This is a genomic window from Microbacterium sp. UBA837 (assembly GCF_002296025.1).
In the GTDB taxonomy this organism is placed as follows: domain Bacteria; phylum Actinomycetota; class Actinomycetes; order Actinomycetales; family Microbacteriaceae; genus Microbacterium.
Genome location: NZ_DBHD01000185.1, coordinates 1 through 20,557, shown reverse-complemented (window position 1 = coordinate 20,557; position 20,557 = coordinate 1). Strand labels below are relative to the sequence as shown.

At 64.0% G+C, this 20,557-nt stretch carries 16 protein-coding genes and 1 riboswitch; of the genes, 5 read left to right on the top strand and 11 right to left on the bottom strand.

The window, feature by feature from the left end:
* The first annotated feature begins 595 nt into the window (after nucleotides 1-595).
* Together B3587_RS13350 and B3587_RS13345 are read left to right on the top strand one after the other, a co-directional pair.
* Nucleotides 596-1,177, top strand: coding sequence for a type IV toxin-antitoxin system AbiEi family antitoxin domain-containing protein (locus tag B3587_RS13350; RefSeq protein ID WP_292729490.1), 582 nt, complete (start codon nucleotides 596-598; stop codon nucleotides 1,175-1,177).
* Nucleotides 1,174-2,073, top strand: coding sequence for a nucleotidyl transferase AbiEii/AbiGii toxin family protein (locus B3587_RS13345; RefSeq protein WP_292729487.1), 900 nt, complete (start codon nucleotides 1,174-1,176; stop codon nucleotides 2,071-2,073). The genes B3587_RS13350 and B3587_RS13345 overlap by 4 nt, the downstream gene beginning before the upstream one ends.
* Before the next feature lie 15 nt (nucleotides 2,074-2,088).
* Here B3587_RS13345 and B3587_RS13340 read toward each other — a convergent pair whose 3' ends face one another.
* Entirely contained in the window at nucleotides 2,089-2,619 is a 531-nt protein-coding gene (locus tag B3587_RS13340) for a type IV toxin-antitoxin system AbiEi family antitoxin domain-containing protein (RefSeq protein WP_292729484.1), read from the bottom strand.
* A gap of 160 nt (nucleotides 2,620-2,779) precedes the next feature.
* Here B3587_RS13340 and B3587_RS13335 point away from each other — a divergent pair, with 160 nt between their 5' ends.
* Nucleotides 2,780-3,220, top strand: a complete 441-nt coding sequence (locus B3587_RS13335; protein WP_292729481.1) for a DUF488 family protein — start codon at nucleotides 2,780-2,782, stop codon at nucleotides 3,218-3,220.
* Here B3587_RS13335 and B3587_RS13330 read toward each other — a convergent pair.
* Complete coding sequence (locus B3587_RS13330) at nucleotides 3,217-4,029, bottom strand: hypothetical protein (protein WP_292729478.1); 813 nt, start codon at nucleotides 4,027-4,029, stop codon at nucleotides 3,217-3,219. The genes B3587_RS13335 and B3587_RS13330 overlap by 4 nt on opposite strands.
* A 103-nt stretch (nucleotides 4,030-4,132) precedes the next feature.
* Nucleotides 4,133-4,315, bottom strand: coding sequence for a hypothetical protein (locus B3587_RS13325; RefSeq protein ID WP_292729475.1), 183 nt, complete (start codon nucleotides 4,313-4,315; stop codon nucleotides 4,133-4,135).
* An 82-nt stretch (nucleotides 4,316-4,397) separates the two neighbouring features.
* Between B3587_RS13325 and B3587_RS13320 the strand changes: the two genes are divergently transcribed.
* Nucleotides 4,398-5,641 (top strand): IS3 family transposase gene (locus B3587_RS13320; RefSeq protein ID WP_374198034.1). Its coding sequence is split into 2 segments (ribosomal slippage): nucleotides 4,398-4,710 and nucleotides 4,710-5,641, totalling 1,245 coding nucleotides; the frame shifts between segments, so codons are not numbered across the junction.
* A 30-nt stretch (nucleotides 5,642-5,671) separates the two neighbouring features.
* Here B3587_RS13320 and B3587_RS13315 read toward each other — a convergent pair.
* The 8 genes from B3587_RS13315 to B3587_RS13280 all read right to left on the bottom strand — a co-directional run bounded on the left by B3587_RS13315 (nucleotide 5,672) and on the right by B3587_RS13280 (nucleotide 19,251).
* Complete coding sequence (locus B3587_RS13315) at nucleotides 5,672-6,565, bottom strand: DUF3644 domain-containing protein (RefSeq protein WP_292729470.1); 894 nt, start codon at nucleotides 6,563-6,565, stop codon at nucleotides 5,672-5,674.
* Nucleotides 6,565-9,909, bottom strand: coding sequence for a type ISP restriction/modification enzyme (locus tag B3587_RS13310; RefSeq protein ID WP_292729467.1), 3,345 nt, complete (start codon nucleotides 9,907-9,909; stop codon nucleotides 6,565-6,567). Before B3587_RS13310 ends, B3587_RS13315 begins: the two co-directional genes overlap by 1 nt.
* Nucleotides 9,909-12,986: a helicase-related protein gene (locus B3587_RS13305; protein WP_292729464.1), complete on the bottom strand. Its 3,078-nt coding sequence runs from the start codon at nucleotides 12,984-12,986 to the stop codon at nucleotides 9,909-9,911. Before B3587_RS13305 ends, B3587_RS13310 begins: the two co-directional genes overlap by 1 nt.
* 22 nt (nucleotides 12,987-13,008) lie before the next feature.
* The gene (locus B3587_RS13300; protein WP_292729461.1) at nucleotides 13,009-14,079 is read right to left on the bottom strand and encodes a hypothetical protein; all 1,071 of its coding nucleotides are present in this window, start codon (nucleotides 14,077-14,079) and stop codon (nucleotides 13,009-13,011) included.
* Nucleotides 14,076-14,669: a hypothetical protein gene (locus tag B3587_RS13295; RefSeq protein WP_292729458.1), complete on the bottom strand. Its 594-nt coding sequence runs from the start codon at nucleotides 14,667-14,669 to the stop codon at nucleotides 14,076-14,078. The genes B3587_RS13300 and B3587_RS13295 overlap by 4 nt, the downstream gene beginning before the upstream one ends.
* Nucleotides 14,670-14,760: 91 nt before the next feature.
* Entirely contained in the window at nucleotides 14,761-14,937 is a 177-nt protein-coding gene (locus B3587_RS13290) for a helix-turn-helix domain-containing protein (protein WP_292729455.1), read from the bottom strand.
* A gap of 117 nt (nucleotides 14,938-15,054) precedes the next feature.
* A complete protein-coding gene (gene mobF, locus B3587_RS13285) occupies nucleotides 15,055-18,495 on the bottom strand; it encodes a MobF family relaxase (protein WP_292729451.1) in 3,441 nt (1,146 codons plus the stop codon).
* Nucleotides 18,496-18,639: 144 nt separating this feature from the next.
* Nucleotides 18,640-19,251, bottom strand: coding sequence for a hypothetical protein (locus B3587_RS13280; protein ID WP_292729448.1), 612 nt, complete (start codon nucleotides 19,249-19,251; stop codon nucleotides 18,640-18,642).
* Nucleotides 19,252-19,280: 29 nt separating this feature from the next.
* Nucleotides 19,281-19,397, bottom strand: a riboswitch (SAM riboswitch).
* A gap of 97 nt (nucleotides 19,398-19,494) precedes the next feature.
* Here B3587_RS13280 and B3587_RS13275 point away from each other — a divergent pair.
* Nucleotides 19,495-20,217, top strand: coding sequence for a hypothetical protein (locus tag B3587_RS13275; RefSeq protein WP_292729445.1), 723 nt, complete (start codon nucleotides 19,495-19,497; stop codon nucleotides 20,215-20,217).
* The last annotated feature ends 340 nt before the right edge of the window (nucleotides 20,218-20,557 follow it).

The following is a 20,557-nucleotide window of genomic DNA, read 5'->3' as shown; positions in this document are numbered from 1 at the left end:
TGGACTCGAACCAAGAACAACTGAGGGGCTCTGGCTCTCCGGGATGCTCCGTGCAAACCTGCTCGATCCGCGTATTCATGCGGTTCTTACGCTCTTAGTCTACGGGTTGTCGCGGGTTGATACGACCTCATTCGGACCCCGCAGAGGGGTTTAAGGCCCCGTTTCGGACCCTGCTGGAAGGCCCGTCATGAACGTCAGGGCAGTCGGCGAGGCAGCAAGCGCATCGGTCGAAACCGTGCTCGGCAAGATTTGCGACGCCGTCGCAATTGCAGCCCTCGACTCGGCACTGGCAGGCGGGCTCACTTGTCATCGCGGTGGCACTTCTTCGAAGAGTGCATCGTGAATCCCGACGCAAGTAGCGTGACTCATCGTTCGATCCGAACGACGGCCCCCAGCGTTCTCAGCTGATCATTCATGGATACAATCCGATCACACATACCGCGGTTGTGTGCGGTTTTTATCCGAAGCCGACCGGCTGGCAGTCATCTTCTTCGGCAGCGACAGCCGCGACGACGCGGATTGAACCAATACTGTTCAACAGAAACCATAACAGGTATGCTGTATCTGTGATAGATTCTGCTGATAAGAGGTGGTGATGGACATCGCGACGCTACCCGATCTACTGCGCTACGGCGATCTGGAACCACAGGGTCTCACGCGCCATGGCCTCGATCGATTGATCGACTCCGGCGAGTTCGAGCGCATCGCGCCTGGACTCTTCCTCAGATCCGGGCTCGCAGACGACACAACGGCAGCGTGGATCGCCATCGCGGCCAAGAGACCCGATGCCACGCTGTGTCTCCTGACGGCACTGTCGTTGCACGACCTGACCGACGAGATCCCAGCTCGAAGCGACATCGCCATTCCCCGCGGCACGCAACCGGTCACCGTTCACCATGCACCCATCGCCTGGCACCGCTTCGACGCAGACACGTTCAGCATCGGGCGCACCGAGCATGCGCTGCCGGATGGATCATCCATCGGCCTCTACTCCGCCGAGCGGACCCTCATCGATCTGTTCCGCCTGCGTCACGCATGGGGCAGCGACCTCGCCATGGGCGCACTCAAGCAGTGGTTGCGCGAGCGCGACAACAGCCCCGGTTCACTGGTCACGATGGCCGAGGACTTCCCGAAGGCACGCCCCGCGATCCAGCAAGCCTTGGAGGTTCTGCTATGAGTCCAAACCCGCAGCACGGGACTTCGGCGGGCGACGCGACCATCGCGCTCCGAAAACTCGCCCGGCAAACCGGCGGAGACGTGCAGGAGCTAATGACCCTGTACGCGCTCGAAGGGCTGCTGGCACGCATTGCGAGCTCTGAGTACCGCGATGACTTCGTTCTGAAGGGCGGTGTGCTGCTCGCCGCTTTCGCCGCACGCCGTCCAACGAAGGACATCGATCTGCAGGCAACGCGGCTCACCGATGATCCGGACGAGGTCGCCGAGCGCGTCCGCGCCATCGCGAGGCTAGAGCTTGCCGACGGCCTCGTGTTCGATCCCGCGAGCGTCACCGCGACAACGATTCGTGACGAGGACGAGTACGCCGGGGTACGGGTCAAGCTCATAGCAACGCTCGGCACTGCCCGGCTGACCGTCGGAATGGACGTGAACTTCGGTGACCCTATCTGGCCGGCGCCCCAGCTCATCGAGCTGCCTCCTGTCACCGATCTCGGGCTCCCGCCAGTGACGCTACTGGGCTACCCGCTGACGATGGTGCTCGCTGAGAAGCTCGTCACCGCCGTCGACCGCGGCGCTGCAAACACTCGCTGGCGCGACTTCGCTGATGTCTACACGCTCATCCGGCTCCACTCGGTCGATGCAGGGGAACTCCGCACATCGATCGAGACCGTCGCTGAGTACCGCAAAGTCACACTTGCACCCCTGTTGCCCACCCTTGCGTCGATGAACGAACGGGCTCAGCAGAAATACCGTGCGTGGCGCACCCGTGCCCACCGCGAAGGCGAACTACCCGCGGCGTTTACCGACGTACTCGCCGCGGTCGCAGGCTTTGCGGATCTGGTGCTGTCCTCTACAGCGAGAGGCCAATGGAATCCCCGCCTCCATGCATGGGAGTGAGCGGTCGGCGAGGAGCTAGGAAGATTCACGCCACGCAGCGGCTTCCTGTTCTCCGATTAGCTCTCGCCGCAGCGCCTGATCTATCAGAGCTTCCCATCGGTCAGGCGGCATCCGATCCCGCATGTCTCCCAGCGCCCGCCGAACGGTCGTAGCTGGGACGTCCTCGTAGCGAGTGAGATCTTCATCGGGAACGTCAGGCCGGTTCTCCAGCTCCATCCACTCCGGCAACTTGCGTCGCACACGGCGACGCGTGCCCACACGCACCTTCGGCGGATTGAACTGCCCAAGCCCGAGCAGATTGAGCACGGATTCACGGTGCAGAAAGGCCCCTTCCCCGGCAAGAGCCACGGCAATCATCGGCTCGGTGAACGAGGTCGTCGGCACGTCGCGATGTGTGTAGACACCCTGCCCGCACCCGCGGAGCGCACCGCGGGCGGCAAGCTTTCGCACCTCGACAGCGGGCACGCCCGCATCCCTCGCCTCGGTGACGGTCACCACGCCGTTGCGGGTCGCGGCAATCTCCCATAGATCACGTCGATACCCCATAGCTTTGCCTCCTGGCGTAAACGTACTAATAATGGTACCCTATTGACGCAGATCGCAAGGCCCCAGTGCCATTAGGACGGCCGCGTCGTCGATCACAGGCCGGTTAGTGCAGCCTGATCCAACAGGCGGTTTGCGGCTCACCTCTGGGATGGGAGACTTAATGATGATGGAAGCAGACGTGATCGGCATTGGCTACGAAGGCCTGGACCTTGAAGCACTCATCTCACGACTGCGCCTGAGGGGCGTCACGACGGTCGTGGATGTTCGCCTGAACCCAATCTCTCGCAAACGTGGCCTATCGAAGACCGCACTTCGTGAGCGGCTCATCCGCGAGAACATCGGATATGAGCACCTTCCGGCGCTCGGGAACCCTCGCGACAACCGAGAGGGCTTCGGGCAGCTCGAAGGTACTGAAGCTCGTCACGCACGCGAGAAGTTCAGAGAACTCCTGGACACAGCCGCAGCGCGCACAGCGATGGACCACGTTCTCGAGCTTGCTGAAGCTGGTACGGTCGCACTGCTCTGCTTCGAGCATGACGAGACCCGCTGCCACCGCGAAATCGTGCTCTCAGAACTCCGGGCCCGACTCGTCACCGCCTAAAAGAGCGTCGCGCCGTAGTCGGCCTCTCGTCTTGGACGATAGACACCCAGCACCGAGAAGTTCTTCCGTTTGACGATGTCGCCAAAGTTACCGACAAAGAAGTACGTCCGAACCTTCTCGTTCCACATCTCGGTGTGGAACTTCTGGACGATGATTGCCTTCAGCTCATCATCTGATTTGAACCGATGGTGGTACTGGAGCGCACTCAACTCCATGTCGAGGATCCGTGGCTTGTGGCCTTTGCAGGTCTCGCTCATACACAGATAGTCGTAATGCACCTTGTACCGTGGGGCCACAAGGATCGGAGTCTTATCCACTTCACCGAAGATGTCAGGCTGGCTCATCACCGCAGTCATGCTCGCAACCTGGGTTTCGGTCCACGGGCCGTGGTTCTCGAACTTCAGCGCCCTGAGTTCGCGCACTTCCACGAGGCCCAATGACTGGGCATTGAGATCAGCCTCAACACCAGCGCGAAGCTCACACATGGTCGGGCCGATGAGTTGGTTCAGTATCAAACCACGAGCATCCATGGGATAGGTCTTGAAGTCGCCGCCCTTCTTCTGCCGCGACAGCGTCTCCCAGTTCGGACGGAAGCTCTCGGTGCGTGCATCCTTCGTCGAACGGACGAGATCGACCTCGATGACTTCGAACTTCTTGAACTGCTGGTCAGTATCTAAATGACGGAACGCCACAGGATAGATACGCACCCACGATCCAGTTCCGTCCTCGTGCAAGCGGACACCGGCGACACACACGGTGTCGCCGTACGACTTCGATGGCTCCGGCGATGCCTTCACCGTGATGAGCACGCGCGCACGTTCACTCCGCATCTCTCACGTCTCCTTGCTTGCGGACAATCTTAGGTTGCGGCGACGACATCGAGTTCGGTGCGAAGCACCTGAATCTTGACGCCTATGCCGTCCGGACAGCCTGATCCTCACGCATCGCCTTGTATTCCGCCCAGATCTGATCAGCACCCTTTTCTTCGACCAGCCGCTGGATGCGATCGATCGCCTTCTGCGAGTATCGCTGGTATCGCGCTTTACCGACTGCCACCTCCTTGTGGCAGTCGGTATCGGATTTGAGACCTGCCACGGCTATTGCCGCGGTGGCCCCTGACCCCTGATCTTGGACACGCTGATTCCAGCACGGCGCTGGGGAAGCGAGAATCCAAGGGATGGCTAGGAAGAACTACACGGACGATTTCCGTCAGCGGGCGGTGGATTTGTATGAGTCCACGCCCGGTGCGACGTTGAAAGCGATCGCAGCGGATCTGGGGATCTCCCGGGGTGCGCTGCGGGAGTGGGTTGAGAAGCTCGGCACCGGTGCGACGACCGCATCGACGTCGGTGCCGGCGTCGGGGCGGTCGGAGTCGCAGGCGGCGCGGATCGTCCGCCTCGAGGCCGAGCTCGCGGCCGCGGAAGCCGAGAAACGCAAGCTGGAGACGGAGCGGGACATCCTCCGCCAGGCGGCGAAGTATTTCGCCGGGGAGACGAACTGGTGAACCGCTTCCAGTTCGTCGAGGACCACAAGGACGCCTACGGCGTGAAGCGGTTGTGCGAGGTCATCGAGATCGCCAGGTCGTCGTTCTACGCCTGGCTCGCGGCGGCCCCGGGACGGGCTGCGCGAGCGGCGGACGATGCGGCGCTGGCGGCGCGGATTCGTGTCCTGCAGGACCCCGATCAGGGTGGCGATCGCGCCTATGGGGCACCGCGCATCACCGCCGACCTCAACGACGGCGTCCCGGCCGCCGAGCGGGTGAATCACAAGCGGGTCGCCCGCGTGATGCGCGAGAACGACCTCGCCGGGATCCGGCTGCGCCGACGGGTGAAGACGACGATCCCGGACCAGTCCGGGAGGCGCTTCCCCGACCTCATCGGGAGGGACTTTTCCATCGGTGAGCCAGGCCGCCGGTACGTCGGCGATATCACCTACCTGCCGATCGCGGACGGGTCGAACCTCTACCTCGCGACCTGCATCGACCTCGGCTCCCGCAAGCTCGCCGGTTGGCAGGTCGCCGACCACATGCGCGTAGGGCTCGTCGAAGATGCGCTGCGCGCCGCGGCCCGTGATCGCGGGTCACTGGCCGGCGCGATCTTTCACAGCGACCACGGCAGCGTCTACACCTCGAAGGCCTACGCCGAGCTCTGCGAGCGACTGAAGGTGACGCAGTCCATGGGTGCGGTGGGGTCGAGTGCCGATAACTCCCTGGCGGAGAGCGTCAACGCCGCGCTGAAACGCGAGCTCCTCGAAGGCGCTGCAGCGTTCCCCGACCAGGCCACCGCCTACCGGGCTGTGTTCCGGTGGGCCAACCGTTACAACACCCGTCGGCGTCACTCCGCGATTGGCCACGTGAGCCCGAACGCCTACGAAGCCGCCTACGCGGCGACCGCGTCAGCTACCCTCGCGGAAGCGGCATAACCGAAACGACACCGTGTCCACGATCGAGGGTCAAGGCCCGGTCGTCTTCGAGCGATTCAGGCCCACTTTCTGCGCAAGCTCAGCATGACCAAGATTGTAGAAACCCAGGAGGTCGACCTTGTGCACAGCCACCACCGATGAGCTCGCCGTGCCCTCGGGCACTAGAGTTACCGGCACCCCCTCCTTCTTGGTGATCCGCAGCCCCATCTGTGGCCCACTACCATCCGTGCTGAAGCTGATGGAGCCGATGCCGGGGAAGATATCAGCGAAGGTCTCACCTGCAACAAGACGCTGGCCGAGGCGCTGAAGCTCGCCATCTCCCGGCTGCAAAGGATCGCCCCGCAGTGCGCCGTCGACGATCGCAATACCCCGCAGCTTGGCTGCTGCCTCAGCCCGCTTACGCCGTCCTGGCGCCAACAGCTCACGCACGGTCTCGACCTCCGATGAGAACATTGCCAGAGGATCGGTCAGCACCACTGTCGAGACCGGGAGAACACGTTCCGGCATGACCGCGCCCAGGTCTTCCGAGAAGACATCTCTCAGGATGTCTCGGAACAGAGTGACTCCCGACTGGGCATGAAAGTAGAGCTGACTTTCGGAAAGCTCAACGAGGTGATGCTGCGCAGCGTCGCGGAGTCCGTTGATCGTCTGAAGGACCAGCGCCTGCTCTTCCGTGATGAAGTTGAGATCCGAGAGCGCCTTGCGGACGCATCGATCGAACCCGATGGTGTTCTTCTCCCTCGGCTCCCGGATCTTTCCGCCCTTCGCGAGAATCGCCGCCTTGAGCAGCATCTCGAATGAGTGATCGGCAAAGATGAGAACCGCCTCACTTCGACCAATATCGGTCACCCGGTTGAAGTGATCGATTGACAAGAGCAGCGAGTTGACCGCCTTCTCTTTCAGGAGCCTTGCTTCCTTGCGCATCAGCTCAGCTCCTCAGCGGTGAAGAGGGAGCCCGCAAGGACGCGCTCGAGGAGTTCTGCGGCGCGCGGGGTGAGGTCGACGGTGTGCTGCAGGATGCCGACGACCAGGAGCAGTTCGTCCGTGAATGCCCACTCGTCGTAGGTGATCGCGTCGAGCGGGCTGGAGGTGCGACCCTGGCGTTTCGCCATGCGATAGCCAAGCCACTTCTGCAGCGGCTTCATGCCGGAAACCTCGAAGTCCCATACCTCGGGCGAGACCGGGGCGATGGCACCGTTACCGACGGTCAGCGTCTGCGATGCGGCATCGTAGCCAAAGCGCTCCGGTTTGCCCGTGATCTTCGCGACCTCGGCGGCAGGGCCGAGCGGGATCGGTTTGTTTGTGTAACGCTCGCCCCAGGTGTGCCAGGCGAGCAGTTCCTTGCCGAGCGTCGCGACCGCGCCGAATAGCGCACGATCCTTCGTGATCGGCAGGTGCACTGGGCCGGCGGCGACCGCAAGCTCCTCGGCGAAGCGCTCACTGAACGCGGCGGTGCCGCCGATCCCGTAGAGGTACTGCACGATCTCCTCCGGGCTGATGCCCTCACCGAGCGCCTCTGCGAGTCGATCGAGAAGGACCGGGCCGAGGTTCGGATCGGTAGCCTCCTTGTCTCGCCACATCGGAAAAACGTCCTTAGCTCCGCGGTTCTTGAAGTGGTCTAAATCCGGAACGTAAGGCGTCGCCGTGAGCACCGGGCCGTGGCCGAGCGTCGTCGAGGTTAACGTAGTCAAGTAGATCTGCTGATCACTGCGAACTGCCCAGAGCTCAGGTCGGGGGTAATCCGCAAGTCGGGCATCCGCAATGACGAACTGCCGGTCGAAGCTGCGGTACCCGTACGGTTCGATCGACTCCGGGGCGTCGCCAGGCCTAACGCTTCGCAGTGCCGCAAGCCGCCCTGTCGATCCGAGCGCGGCCGGAGTCGAGTCGAGGGTGCGGTCACGGCTAACCTTCATCGCTGTCACCCTGTCCTTCGCAGACAGCAGTGCCTCCCATCGTCGCCGCAGTACGTCGGCGGACTGGCTGATCGGCCACGTTCGCTTCACCTGGGATCCACTGTGCGACCACGGCATGAGATCGTCGAGGCTCGGCCAGTCGGCGTAGGCACCGCTCGCCGCGGGTGCGAGCGAGTCGAGGTGCTTGCCTGGCACATCGACGAACTCAACATCGCCGAAGTCGCGCTCCAGCCAGTCAAACTTGTCTGCGCGGCTGCCGCTGACCCGCGCAAAGTGCACACGGCAGTTACGGCTCTTCGACGTGTTACGGGTGCCTGTGGACCGCACCCCGATGCCGATCGCGACAGGTGTGAGGATGTCGAAGACGTTCTCCTCCGTGTTCGCCCCGCGGCCTTCGCCGCCGAGGTCGATCACGTAGAAGTCGTCGAACACGTCGCGAAGGTGTGCGCGGAGCCCGCTCATCGACTTGCCGCTGAGATACGACGACGCGGTGATCATCGCGACGATGCCGGGGCCGTCACCGAGGTCCTGCGTCGCCTTCCAGGTGGCCCAGCGCCAGAAGTAGACATAGTCGTTGTAGAGATTCTTGATGTGGACGCCCTGCCCGGCGTCTGTCATCGGCTTCGTCAGGTCGTTGATGAGCGGCTTGATCTGACCGGAGCCGTACCGCACGACACCACCGCCGCGCTGCTCGCCCGCGGCCGTGCCCTGCTCACGGTTGTAAGGGGGGTTGCCGATGACCACGGTGAAGCGCTCCCGCGTCTTCAGCGTGTCGGCCCGCTCCGCCTCGACAGCGATCGGGTCATCCTCATCTTCGTTCCAGAGACCAGTGTTCCCCCCGAGAGCAGGGTGCTGCAGCGTGTCCGAAAGCAGGATCGTCGGCTCGATATCTTCGATCCCGGAAGCGTGGCCCTCAACGGCAAACTTCAGATGCGCGATCGCATAGGGAGCGAGCATCAGCTCGAAGGCATGCATTGCCGGGGCGACATGCTCCTCGAAGTGCTTCGACCACCCTTTGTCGTTGCCGTTCGCAGCGACGTAAGACTCGCGTGCGACGCGGATCCACTCCATGAGGTAGGTGCCGGTGCCGGTCGCCGGATCGACCATCGACACGAACGGTCGGTCCGGCACGGTGTCGTCGGGAAGGATGATACCGAGGTTGCGGCACACCTCTGACCATGTCGCCGGGTCGGCAATCCCAAGCGGCAACCTAAATGTCGTCTTGAGGATGTGGTCTACGGCGCGCGTCATGAACCTAACGACCGGGAGTGGTGTGTAGAACGCACCCGCATCCATCCGCTGTCGACTGTCGTACTGCTGAAGGAACTGCTCGTAGAGGAACACAACCGGATCCATCTTCCGATCCTTCGAGCCGAAGTCGGCGAGGAGCTCCTCGATATCGGTTTTCGCGAGTTCACCTGCCAGCTCCCCGAGGCCGAGCTCGTCGACGTCGAGCTCGCCTGCGGTCTGCTCGCGGAACCGGGCGTAGATCGAGTCGAGCAGCTCGTTAGAGAAGCGGATGCCGAGCAGGGGGCGATCTCCGGCGAACAGCTCCGGATGCGTCACGCGTGCCGACAGCAAGCCGTACACCATCGTCTGGGCATAGACATCGGCAAACTTCTTGTGATCGAGATCCGGGAGTAGGCGCTCCTGGAACTCGCCCAGGAGAGTGCGCATCGGGCCGCCTTCGGTTTCGACGTCCAGCAGGTCGAGCACTTCTTCCCGCAGCTCGCGCGCGACCTCAGCCATCCGTGCCGCAAGCGATGCGGCCGACCGGATCGCGCCCCGGTAAGCCCCGAAGCCTGCAGTTCTCGATAGGCCGGTCGTGAGTGCCGGCCCACGGTCGCCCCAGACGAGCTCCGGTACGCCGCGCTCGGCGATCAACTCCAGTCGCGCCGGCGTCGATCCGGTCGACCAGGATAGGGAGCGCAGCACACGGCGGCCGTCCTCACGGCCGACACCGATCGCATGGATCGAGTTGTCCTGCGGCGAGATGGCGAACACGAGGACACGGTCCTCCTCCCACGCCGGTCGCCGACCGCTACGGGTCTTACCGCCCGGTGTCTTCAGGAAGCGCTCGATGATGCGACGAACGGCCGCCACCGGGAGGCGCTTGCCATCGAACTGTAAGACCAGGATGCCGACCTGCTGATCGGTGACGATGTTCAACTGATGGATGCGGATGGGACCGACCTTCTCCGGATCGAGGTCAAGCTCGGCCGGACTCCAGTCGATCGGCAGGTCGTCCCATTCCAATCCGCTCGGAATCGGCCACTTCAGACCGTAGATCAACAAGTCCGCGAAGGCCTGCAGCGAGGAGCCGGCTTTCTTCAGGTATTCGGTGATTGTCGACATCAGCGAAGCTCCATCCAGGCCACGGTCCGTGGTGCGGGTGCGTCGAGCGGGAGCTGCACGTTCTTGCGGTACCGCTTAGCCTGCTCGCGCTCGGCGGCGCGCAATGCCTGAGACGCCGCCGCAGTGGGGCCAAGCATTGCGATCGTGGCATCGCTGCGAATCAGATCGGCGATCTCAGCGACACCTTCGCTCTGCTCTCCATCGCGATCCAGCACCCACACCACCTGGGGTCGGTCGAGCGTCCAGTAGCCGGGACCGTCCTCGGTCTTCACATGCGTCGGCACCTCGCGGCAGGCAAAGACGCCCTTCTCGGGGCAGGACTTACCGGTGCCTATGCCGCGCGGCAAAGCTTCGATCCGATCGGCGAGGCCTGGGTCGGCGGCGATGAGCTCCTGGTACTCGAGACGAAGCTGCTCCAGCGGGCTCAGCTCCCCCTCGTACTCGTCCTTGAAGGCCTGCAGCACCTTCACGTCGTCGAGCATGTCGTCGGCGTGCAGCAGCTTCCCGCCCGGGATGCCCAGCGTCTTCGAGATGAGGAGGATCTTGCCCTCGACCCGGCCATGCAGAGCAAGCAACCGTTCGATGTCATCCGGAGGGAGGAAGTTCCGGATGCGGATCTCCTTCCGCTCTTTGATCCGCGCCTCCACCCTGCCAGTGATCTCATCCTCCTGAACCTGGCTGCGCCGACGGTCGACACGGCCGATGCGTTGGATGAGCCGAACCGGATTCCAGTGCAGGTCGTAGTTGACCAACAGTGTGCCGTCCTGGAGGTTCACACCCTCAGCGAGCACGTCAGTTGTGATGAGGACGCGCAACGGCGCCTGCTTCGCCCGGTCGGCGGGCGAGACCCGATTGTAGACCGGGGCGAAGCGCTCAATCATCGCCACCCGGTCCGCGGTGCGTGAGCCGTCCAGTCGATCGACATCCGCGATACCGTCAGCGAGAAGACGCTCATGCAGGTACCGCGCTGTATCGGCGAACTCGGTGAAGATGAGAACCTTCTGCTCGCGGAACTGCGGGTCGAAGACAGGGTGGGCACCAAGGGGTTGAGCAGGGTCGATCAGAGTGCGGAGCTGATCATACTTGTCGTCGCCGCCTTCGGCCACGAGAGACAGCTCAAGGAAGATGCGGAGCTGGTCGAGATCGTCGAACGCGGAGTTCCGCATCTCATCGAGTTTGTACTCGGCGGGGTCGAGGGCCAGCTCCAGCTCGTCGAACTCCTCCGCAGTCAGATCGCTCACGTCGATGATGTCGGTAAACTCCCGAGTGGGTCGGAACTGGTCGTGCACCCGTTTGCGCAAATCCCCATAGGTGCCCGTCCAAGTCTGCAGGCGCTCCTCGGCAGCCTCGTCGCCAGCACTGTTCATCGCCAGCCAGTCGAGCACCTTCGTCGTCAAGTCCAGGCAGGAACCGGCGAAGGCCGCGATACTGCTCTCAAACCGCTTCAGGAAGATCGTGCGGATCAGCGCCACAACCTGCTGCTGTCGATTCTGGGCGCGGGTATCAACGTCCGGATCCTTGGAAAAGGCCAAAGGATAGTACATTGGCAGCGCGAAGAGCGGGGCGCTGCGTTGGAAGGCAGACTCAATCTCGTCCATGAGTCGCCCATAGTGCCCGCTCAGGCTGTACGGCACGACCTCTGGCTTCTGTTGTTCCGGGAAAAGCACATCCGGGCCACCTGCCGCCTTCGAACTCTCCTTCGCGTACTTGCGGGTGTTCTGCCACACGATCGCCTGGAGTAGCTTGTCCTGCCGCAGCAGATCATCGAAGTCGGTGAGGTCTACTGGTGCCCCGCTGATCGCGGCCTGAGACCGAGCCATGAAGAAGGCGCGCTCCACCCCGGAGAGGTAGGCGGTGAGACCGCTGATGCCGAGCGATGTGAAGTAGCCTTCCTGCATCCCAGTAAATAGCTCAGCCTGGTGAGCAAAGTCGAGCAACGAGTTGTTGATCGGCGTCGCCGTGAGCAGGAACACGGTCTTGCCCTCGCACAATTCCTGCACTTTCCACCAGCGCGAGTCCGTGGGACCGTGGTTGCGGAAGTTGTGCGCCTCGTCAATGATCACCACGTCAACGCGATCCTTCAGGCGAGCAACCCGCTCGGCGGCATCCTTACGCTGGAAGTCCGTGTGCGCCATAATCCGGACGTTCGTGAACTCGCCGTCGAGGAACGGTAGGCGCTCCTGCAGCTCCTTGCGCCAAACGGCATCCTCGGCGGTCTTCGTCGCCAAGATGAGCACGTTCTGATGCTTGCGCACCGAGTAGTACTCGGTGAGCATCAGGCCAACGAAGGTCTTGCCGAGTCCGACACCGTCGGTGAGGAAACCGCCCTTCCACGCCTGCGCCATCGACAGCAGGCCATGAAATGCCTCTTGCTGATAGGGCGCGAGGGTCGGGTAGATCTTCGACTCGCTCGTCTCCCACTCCCGATCCGGCGTATCCACCGACTGCGTGAGTGTCTGCAGTGACTTCATCCACACCTCGAACGGGGTGAACTCGCGGATATTGTGGTCGAGCACCTTGAGCAGCTCGGCCTGAACCGGAATCGAGTCTTCCCAGTGCTGGTCGTACCATGTCTGCAGTTCGCGGACCTCCACCCCGCCAAAGCGGACATTCAGTTCGACGTTCTGTGTTAGGCCCGGCTTCGTGAAGTTCGAGCTGCCGACCAGCGCCGCCGAGCCGACGACCGACAGGCGACCGTGGGTGATGTACGCCTTCGCGTGGAACTTCTTCTCCCGATAGGTGCGGATTTCGATCTTCCCGTCGCGAATCGCCTGGACGACCGCCGGGGCGCCGGTCAGCAGCGGGTCGCCGTCGGCGCGCTCGACCTCGATCGAGTGGTCGAGCGCGGCGGCGATCGCATCGGCCGTCTGACGACTGGTCTCGCCGCCGATCAGCAGCCGGATCTTGTCGACCTTCTGCCACTCCCCGTCGAGCGCGAGGAATGCGCCCAGCTCGAAGTGACCGGTGGCGATGTCGATCGACTCGCTGATCTGGCACCACTCACGGACGTAGTCCAGTGCCTTCCAGTGCTCGTCGGAGTTATCGACGATCAGGTCGCTCACGGTAGGTGTAGTCATTTGCCTAATCTCATCTCCACGCTTAGCTCAGGTGCCCCGGGAACCACCCGGCGGCAGTTACTGTCGCCACCCGCTCTATGCCATCTGTATCTCCGATGACCAGGACGTCTCCATACGTCGTCACCCGGAGCATCGCGCCATCCGCGAGCCCCTGGGCGAACGGCGTCTTGCGGTGCTCTCCCGAGTCGAGGTCGGCGATCTCGTCGCCGTCGACGGCATAGAAGTGCGGCGTGAAGAACCCACGGGCGATGTCGCCCTCCGGGTCAGGGCCGAGGTAGCCGAGCAGTCGCGGAGTTGCGCCGATGAAACCGCCGACGGCTCCGTCGGTGTCGATCCACAGCTCGCGGCCACGCGGTTCGACGGCAGTCCAGGCGCGCACTTTGTCGGCGAAGTCGCCAGTGACCCTGGGACTTACGGACTCCATCGTTTCGGGGTGCACGACGTCACCCGCGCGAGTGATGCGGTAGCGCAGCTCCGGGATGGGGCCGACCCAGGTGCCGCCGATGCTCGGGCGCGGCAAGTCCTCTGGCGCATCGAGCGGCGCAGGCTCGGTGACGGTAGGAACCGGCGCGGGCGAACTCGGCACGGCATCCGCGGGATAGCGTCCCGTTCGCAGGTCACTCAGGCGCTCGATCAGCGCGTCGATGCGTCCGGCGATGTGCATGTCGCTGGACTGCACGAATCCGCGCAGGACCTTCGCCGCCTCTTCAAGCTGGGCGGTCGTCGGATCGTCGCCGAAGTGGAACCACGTGTTCCTGGTGGCGAGGATCTTCTTCGCGGCGGTCTGCTTCTGGAACTGTCCGCCAAACACGCTCAGGTACGGCGAATCCTGCTCGTGGATGTAGTCGCGGAGGATCACACCGGGATCCTGCGGCTCGAAGCGGTGGTTGGGTCGCCAGTTCTTCGGGTCCGAGTCCTTCAGCTCGCTGATGCGGGCTGCGAACCATTGCGGCCCCAGCGATTCCCGCAGGGTGCAGTGGCTTGTGACGTAAAGATCCCACCCGAATGCGCGCATGAGGGTGAAGTAGCCCTTGATGAGTTCGCCAGGCGTCTCGTCCTCGGGCAGCGCGATGGAGACGTCGACGCCGCTCATGCGTTCGGGCCTTCCACCGATTCCTTACCATAGCCAGTCATGATCGGCACGACGCGCGTGAGCGCGTAGACGGCGAACAAGGCCGCCGGGTCGGCGATCGGCACCTCGATGGCCGGCTCGGTCTTGAAGCGCGTCGCGCTCGGCAGCAGCACGCCATACGCGCCCGTGCGCGTCGCACCGAGGTCGGCGAGCAACGTCTGCGCGTCGCCGCCAGCCCACTCGCTGATCTGCGACCACTCGACCGCCGCGCCGGTGGCTCGCCCAGCCTTCCCGTAGCGCAGCGCGCGAATCCGCGCGACCAGCTTGTCGTCGACAAGCTTCGGCGAGATCGCTCCGGCGTTCTCCAGCCGCTCATAGTCCGACGGTCCTGCGAGCAGCTCCGCGAACCCGAGCGAGATCTCGTCGCTGTCATCCCACCTGACCAGCGAGACCTGTGCGCGGAGGCCGTCGTCGGCCTTGAGGTTGGCGAGGGCGGCGTGCGCGGGGCGTTCCTGCCTATCGCCATGCCATTGGCTCGGTGGGACCACCGCAATCGTGTGCTGACCAACCAACACCTCGACGCTCACCGGTCCAATACTGAAGCTGCTCATGCGTGCTCTCCTCCCTTCGTTGCTTCGCTGCTCGGTCTGTCGCGCGAAAGTTTTTCAGGCTATGCCCAACCTCCGACATTCGTTAGCTGACCTATAATGAGGCTCCCCCCGAACGCACCCATTCATCGACTTCGCTGACCTGGAACTTCCAGAGACGCCCCACCTTGTGCGCGGGCATCCCCTTATCGGCAATCCAGACGTAGACCGTCTCCTTGGTGACGCCCAGGTGAGCGGCGATGTCGTCGGCAGACAGCCAGGGCTCACTCACGAGGGCACCGGCTTGACGAGTTCGATCGGAGTCATAACTCAGAGCCTATCGGCGAACCCGTTGTTTTGGCCGTTTTCTCCCGGTTTACTCTCGTTCGGCTCGGTTCGGCGCCACCGACTACAACGACGGCCCGTCACGGTATGGGGAGCGACCTCGGCTCCGCTCATGGCTTGGAGCCTCGATCCGCTTCGCCCGCGCTCCCGCTGCTCTACGGGCTTCATCGGAGGTGAGGCGCTGAGCCTCTGCCTGAGCAGCGCGCTCGTGGATGAGTCTGACCGCCTCATCTGGTGGGAGCACCTCGAGCTGGGTCAGGTAGCGGCGATCGCGTGTCGCCTGCTCGTGCAGATTCTTGACCCGTGCGGCGACCGCATCTGGACGGCGGTTCTCAAGTACCCGCTCGTACAGCGCCGCGCGTTCTCGCGACTGGCGCGTGGCGATCTCCTGGGCGATCCGATGGGTCTTCGAAGCTTCCGCGCGTGCTTCGATGATCTCAGGCTCATGGTCAGCCTGGCGCTGAGCGACTGCCTTGGCCCAGGCAGGGAGGCCGCTCTCGCTATGCGGAATGCTCTGCCACCTGGCGTGCACGATCCGCTCTGCCGCCTCGCGGCGGGCGTCTGCGTCTTTCGCGGTTCGAGTGGCCGAGCGCTTACGGAAACGGGGTGCATTCGCTTTGGCGCGGTGTGCCGCGTATACGGCCTGCTCTGCGGCCAGGAACTCGGCACCGTCCGTAGCCGCTTCCTGGTTCAGCGATTCCGCAACATCCCCAAGAAGTGCGGCAACCTTCGCGTCGGCGGCGTCCGCCAGCTCGCGCTGGGGCTCGTACTCGACCTCGTGCCGCTCGGATTGATCATGCAATCTGGCGGCTGCCGATACCCAGTGTTCTCGCTCCGCGTCAGCCTTCGCGATCCGCTCGACGATCCGGTCGCGCTCCGCACTCACGATCGACACAGGCCCGTCCAAGACGAGGTCTGCAACGGCCTGGCGGGCGCGTTCGGTGGCGTCTTCCAGGCCGCGGTCGGCACGGTCTCGAGTGAGTGCTTCGACGAACTGCTGCTTCGCGTCGTCAAGGTCGGTGGCGACGACATGCAGGGTGTTCGTCTCGCGGCCGCGGGTCACGCCGACGTAGACGCCAGCGGCATCGAGTGCGTCGGAGAGCAACGTGTGCGAAGAGCCCACGGTCGCGCCCTGGACGCCGTAGGCGGTGAGCGCATAAGCCAGATGCACATCCTCGGTCACGTACTCCGCGGGCAGTGTCAAGGTGCGCTGCTGCTTCCGACCGTTGACGGTCTCCACGACGTTCAGCGCGCAATCGTCGCCCACGCGCTGAACCGTCCAGGTCTGCCGGTTTGCGACGCCGAGTGTGCTCTCATTGCGGCGAGTCTGGATCACATCGCCCTTTCCGATTGGGAGCCCGTCGCTGCCGAACACCGTTCGCACGTCGTCGACCTCGCCGCGATCGACGCGCTCGGCGCGGATGCGTTCGTTCAGCATCCGTGCTTCGTCGTTCGTGGCGGCAGTGATCGCGTCCTCCAGGCACACAGTCTTCGCGATGGTCTCCTGCATGTCGTCGTCGCCCTCGTGCAGCTTGATGAGCCCGAGCGCGTTGAGCTGGTCGAAGATCGCGGCGGGGTTGCGGCCGTGCCGCAGTTCGAGAGTGAGAGTCGCATAGGCGTCATCAGTGAAGCGGTGCAAGCCGGTCATGTCCACGACAGCGGGAGTGAGACGGGTGGCGAAGTCGAGCACACCGCCGCGTCCGACCGCGGGGAGTTGCGCGCGGTCACCAACAAGCGCGATGGTTGCTCCGGACTCGTCGGCAATGCGCAATAGTGCGAGCGCGCTGTCCTGGTCGAGCATTCCAGCTTCGTCGACGACGATCCGTTCCCCCTTCACAAGCCGTGTTTCCACCGCTGGCCCTCGGTACGTGCCGCCGGTGTCGGGATCAGTGTCGCCCGGTCGCAGACGCGCCCACACGCCGTCGCTATTCCACCGGAACCCGTGTGCGTAGACGAGCGCGGCAACGGAGTCGGTGGGGATGCCGAGTTCTTGGGCCGCAACGTCAGCGGCCTTCTTCGTCGGCGTGACGACTCGCGTCGAGCGGCCCTCCGACGCTGTAGCGGCGATGGCAATCTTGAGCATCGTGGTCTTGCCCGATCCGGCCGCACCTTCGATCACGACGAGCAGGTTGGCGGATGCGACGGCGGATGCTGCGCGTTCCTGATCGTGATCCAGCCCCGCCCGCACAGCGAGCTGTTGGACATCCGGGGCAGGCTCGATGGACCTCTCCGCGCGTGCGGTGAGCAGGTCGCGCAGTTCTGTCTCTGCGGCGACCACTCGTAGCGATGTGAGATGCGCGACGTGTTCCGGTGTCGGTGTGTCGGGTGGGAGCACGGAGAAGCAATTCTCCGCAGCGAGCTGCGTCGCGAGTTGCACGAACTCGCGCAGGTCCGTTGGCTCGGCTTGCACGCCATGCTCGGTCGTGATCTTCGTGACGTGCTCGCGCACCGTGTGCATCGTCCAGGCCGACGCTCCTGTGGCGCAGCGGTCGAGCGCACGCGATGCGATCTCCTCGATGTGCAGCTCATCCAGCGTGACAGATGCAACACGCCGCGCATGGGGCAGGTCCGGTGTGTAGCCGGCGTCTTCGAGTTCGGCGCGCCAGGCGCCTTCACTGCCGAGCACCGCGGGCTTCTTGCCTGGTCGCTCGTGCTCCCACGCCTTGGCCTTCAGCCTCGCCCGCACGACCGGCCCGGGTTCTTCGCCGGGATGAGCAGCTTCCCATTCGGCTTCGAAGCGGGCGAGGTTGCGTTCGACCTGCGCGCCCCGCTTCGACATCACGGCGTTGAACGGCTCCAGCTCTGCCACTTCACCTGTCGCCGGGTCGAGGGTGAGGCCGTGCTTGTCGAGCACGGCGGCAAGCTGCGGGTGCGCGGCGATGACCGCGGTGCCGAGCGCGCGAATTGCACCCTGCTGCTTGAACAGTGCCGCGGTGTCAAGGCCGCGCCACTTGCATGCGGCGTAGACGCGAGTGCCGATCTGGAAGTGGATATGCCGGTGCGGGTCACCGGCCCGGCTGGTCTTGTGCGCGACGGCGACGGTCTGCAACTGCTGCACCGGCACAATCTCGCGTGCATTCCGCGGGCCGACGCGGGTGACGGAGTGCTCAGCGAGCCAGCGGCGAATCTCCGACGCCGCGTCCCGTTGTGCAGCATCGAGCGCGTCGGAAACTTCCGGGTGTAGGGCAGCGGCGATCGAGAGCGACTTCGGTGCATTGATGACCATCTCAGCGAAGCGCGGCGACTCCTTCGATCTGTCGCTTGCCGCTCGGGGCGTTCCCATCAACGTGCCGGTGATCGGATCGGTCCAGTCGGCCCAGGCCGCGTAGCTCCCCGGATCGAGCGTTCTCGTTTCGATGACTTCGCCGTCGTGGCCGCTCACCGCGAACTCGGCGAGCGCGGTACCGCCCTCCAAGTAGTACTCGTCGGCGGTCGACCTGTCCGACTCCAAGTAGCGGCGCGCCGCGGCACCGGTGCCGCGGAACAGGATCACACCGCCCTTCATCTCGGGCCTCCTCACGAGTCGTCTCATGAGGGAGGTACGCACGCCTCACCATCGGTGGCATACGTCCATGAATCAGATGTTCCGCTGTTCTCTTAAACACTGAGCGGCGGTCCGAATATCTTTCGGGCCGCCACTCAGTCACCGTCAGCCGTGCCTCACGTCGGCATCCGTGAACGTGTTCGCGCCCAGAGCCTCTTGGTGCCGCCGGTATTCACGCGGCGTCAGCCCGCGGGATACGAGCTCCCGAGCACGCTCGGGATAGCCGAAGACTTCGGGCAGCCCGCCAGCCTGCAGCTTCCGCATCGCCTCGTGGCGCACCTGCGAGCCGGGGTGCACGAAGCCGTGCGGCTCGTACTGGAACAGGTTCCAGCACCACGCGGTCGCCTCGCCTCGTGTGAGTCCCGCCCAGCGGCCCTCTACGACCACCTGATCGGCGTCAGGCGCAGAGAGCGCCCCCTCGATCCTCGCCCAGCCGGACCGGCGCCGCTCCTCGGCGTCCGCCTCGCGCTGGCACTCCGCTTTCTGCTCGGCATCCGCGACGGCTCGCTCGACCAGTGCTTTGAGCTGTACAGCGGTGAGCGTGCCGCCCTCGAGATCACCGGCGAAGCCGACCGGCGGATGGGCCGCCAGCACCGCGAGCGCGGCCTGCTCGACTTCCAACTCGTGCCTGGTCGTCACCGGAATGCGGTGGTAGCTCAGGTCGAGTTCGCCCCACCAGCCGTCGCGGCGGGGGTTGACGTACTTGATGTCGGACATGATGGATGCCCCTCTCCGGGGCAGAGCCCCATCGAATCTTGCATCACGAGATCTCGTGAGCCCGTTCTTCCCCTGGGACACCCGGGAATCGATGGATTCGGGTTGTCGCGTGACCAGCCAGGTACTTAGCGTCACGGCTCTTGAACGTGGGAACGACTATACACGAGAGTCCGGACATCGACGCTGCCCCGATAAGCTACGAGACATTGGCCGTTTTCCCAACCCCCGGCGAGGAGTTGCGCTGTGTCTGAAACCAACGCCGAGAGGTTCCTCAATGCCTTCTCCGAGATCGAGGATAAACTTGCGCAGCAGCAAAAGCGACGCGAGAAGCACGACGACTGGGTGCCTTTCAGCGACCTCCTCGCGGGCTCCGACACTCTGCTGCAGCGGCAGAAGGACCTGCTCCGCCAGTACGCGAAGCTGCGTAACGCCATCGCCCACAGTAAGCGCGTGGGAGGGAAGCCCATTGCGGACCCTCGCGAGGACACCGTCGTCAGTATCGAGAAGATCCGCGACAACCTCCTGAGGCCGCCCAGGCTGGTCGACGCCCTCAAGGGCTACGGACGTCCGCAAGTGTTCGAGTTCAAAGATGGCATCGGCGCATTCCTCGCGCTGGTCGTCGAGAAGAGCTTCTCCCAGGCGCCGGTTCGCGCCGACGACGGCTACCGCCTCATCACCACCAACGCAGTGGCGCGGTACCTCGCACCGAGTCTGATCGAACACGAGATCGTCGGGACCGCCACCATCGGAGAGGTCCTCGACTTCGCCGAGACCGGCGATCGCCTCGAGACCCTCGCGCCCAGCGCTACCGTGCTGGAGGCGATCAACCTTTTCTCTGGTGAGGCCAGCACCCGCGTTGAGCCGCCTGCTGCGCTCCTGGTGCTCGACGCGACGAAGGAGCACCTGCCCCAAGTGCTGTGTTCGCGGGCCGACCTCTCGCAGCTCTACGCCCAGTTGGAGGTCTAAGAGGCTGCACGTCGGTTCCCACGATTAGGTTTCATGGTCCGGGAAAATTTCCACCACCGTCAGGAGCCCCTCGGCGTCCCCACAGTTGGGAGGACAGTAGCCGAGGTTTCCGGAGCGGGAGTCACGGTGGCGGAAATTTGCCGGAGCCGTGGGGGTGCCGATTCGGCACGCCCACGCCGGGGCCTTTCACGGTGGTGCCGAATCGACACCACCGTGGTTTTTTGCCTTGTGGCGACCAGAAGACCTGGTCGCCAGCCCGGGCCGACGTGACCGCGGTGCAAGTACCGTAGCTCACTCTGACAGGTACGGCAAGCGATCGACTTGACTCATGTAAAAGGTC

Coding starts and splice junctions, on each gene's coding strand:
- B3587_RS13350 (WP_292729490.1), top strand. CDS start 596: ATGGACATCGCGACGCTACCCGATCTACTGCGCTACGGCGATCTGGAA.
- B3587_RS13345 (WP_292729487.1), top strand. CDS start 1,174: ATGAGTCCAAACCCGCAGCACGGGACTTCGGCGGGCGACGCGACCATC.
- B3587_RS13340 (WP_292729484.1), bottom strand. CDS start 2,619: ATGGGGTATCGACGTGATCTATGGGAGATTGCCGCGACCCGCAACGGC.
- B3587_RS13335 (WP_292729481.1), top strand. CDS start 2,780: ATGATGATGGAAGCAGACGTGATCGGCATTGGCTACGAAGGCCTGGAC.
- B3587_RS13315 (WP_292729470.1), bottom strand. CDS start 6,565: ATGCGCAAGGAAGCAAGGCTCCTGAAAGAGAAGGCGGTCAACTCGCTG.
- B3587_RS13310 (WP_292729467.1), bottom strand. CDS start 9,909: ATGTCGACAATCACCGAATACCTGAAGAAAGCCGGCTCCTCGCTGCAG.
- B3587_RS13305 (WP_292729464.1), bottom strand. CDS start 12,986: ATGACTACACCTACCGTGAGCGACCTGATCGTCGATAACTCCGACGAG.
- B3587_RS13300 (WP_292729461.1), bottom strand. CDS start 14,079: ATGAGCGGCGTCGACGTCTCCATCGCGCTGCCCGAGGACGAGACGCCT.
- B3587_RS13295 (WP_292729458.1), bottom strand. CDS start 14,669: ATGAGCAGCTTCAGTATTGGACCGGTGAGCGTCGAGGTGTTGGTTGGT.
- mobF (WP_292729451.1), bottom strand. CDS start 18,495: ATGAAGGGCGGTGTGATCCTGTTCCGCGGCACCGGTGCCGCGGCGCGC.
- B3587_RS13280 (WP_292729448.1), bottom strand. CDS start 19,251: ATGTCCGACATCAAGTACGTCAACCCCCGCCGCGACGGCTGGTGGGGC.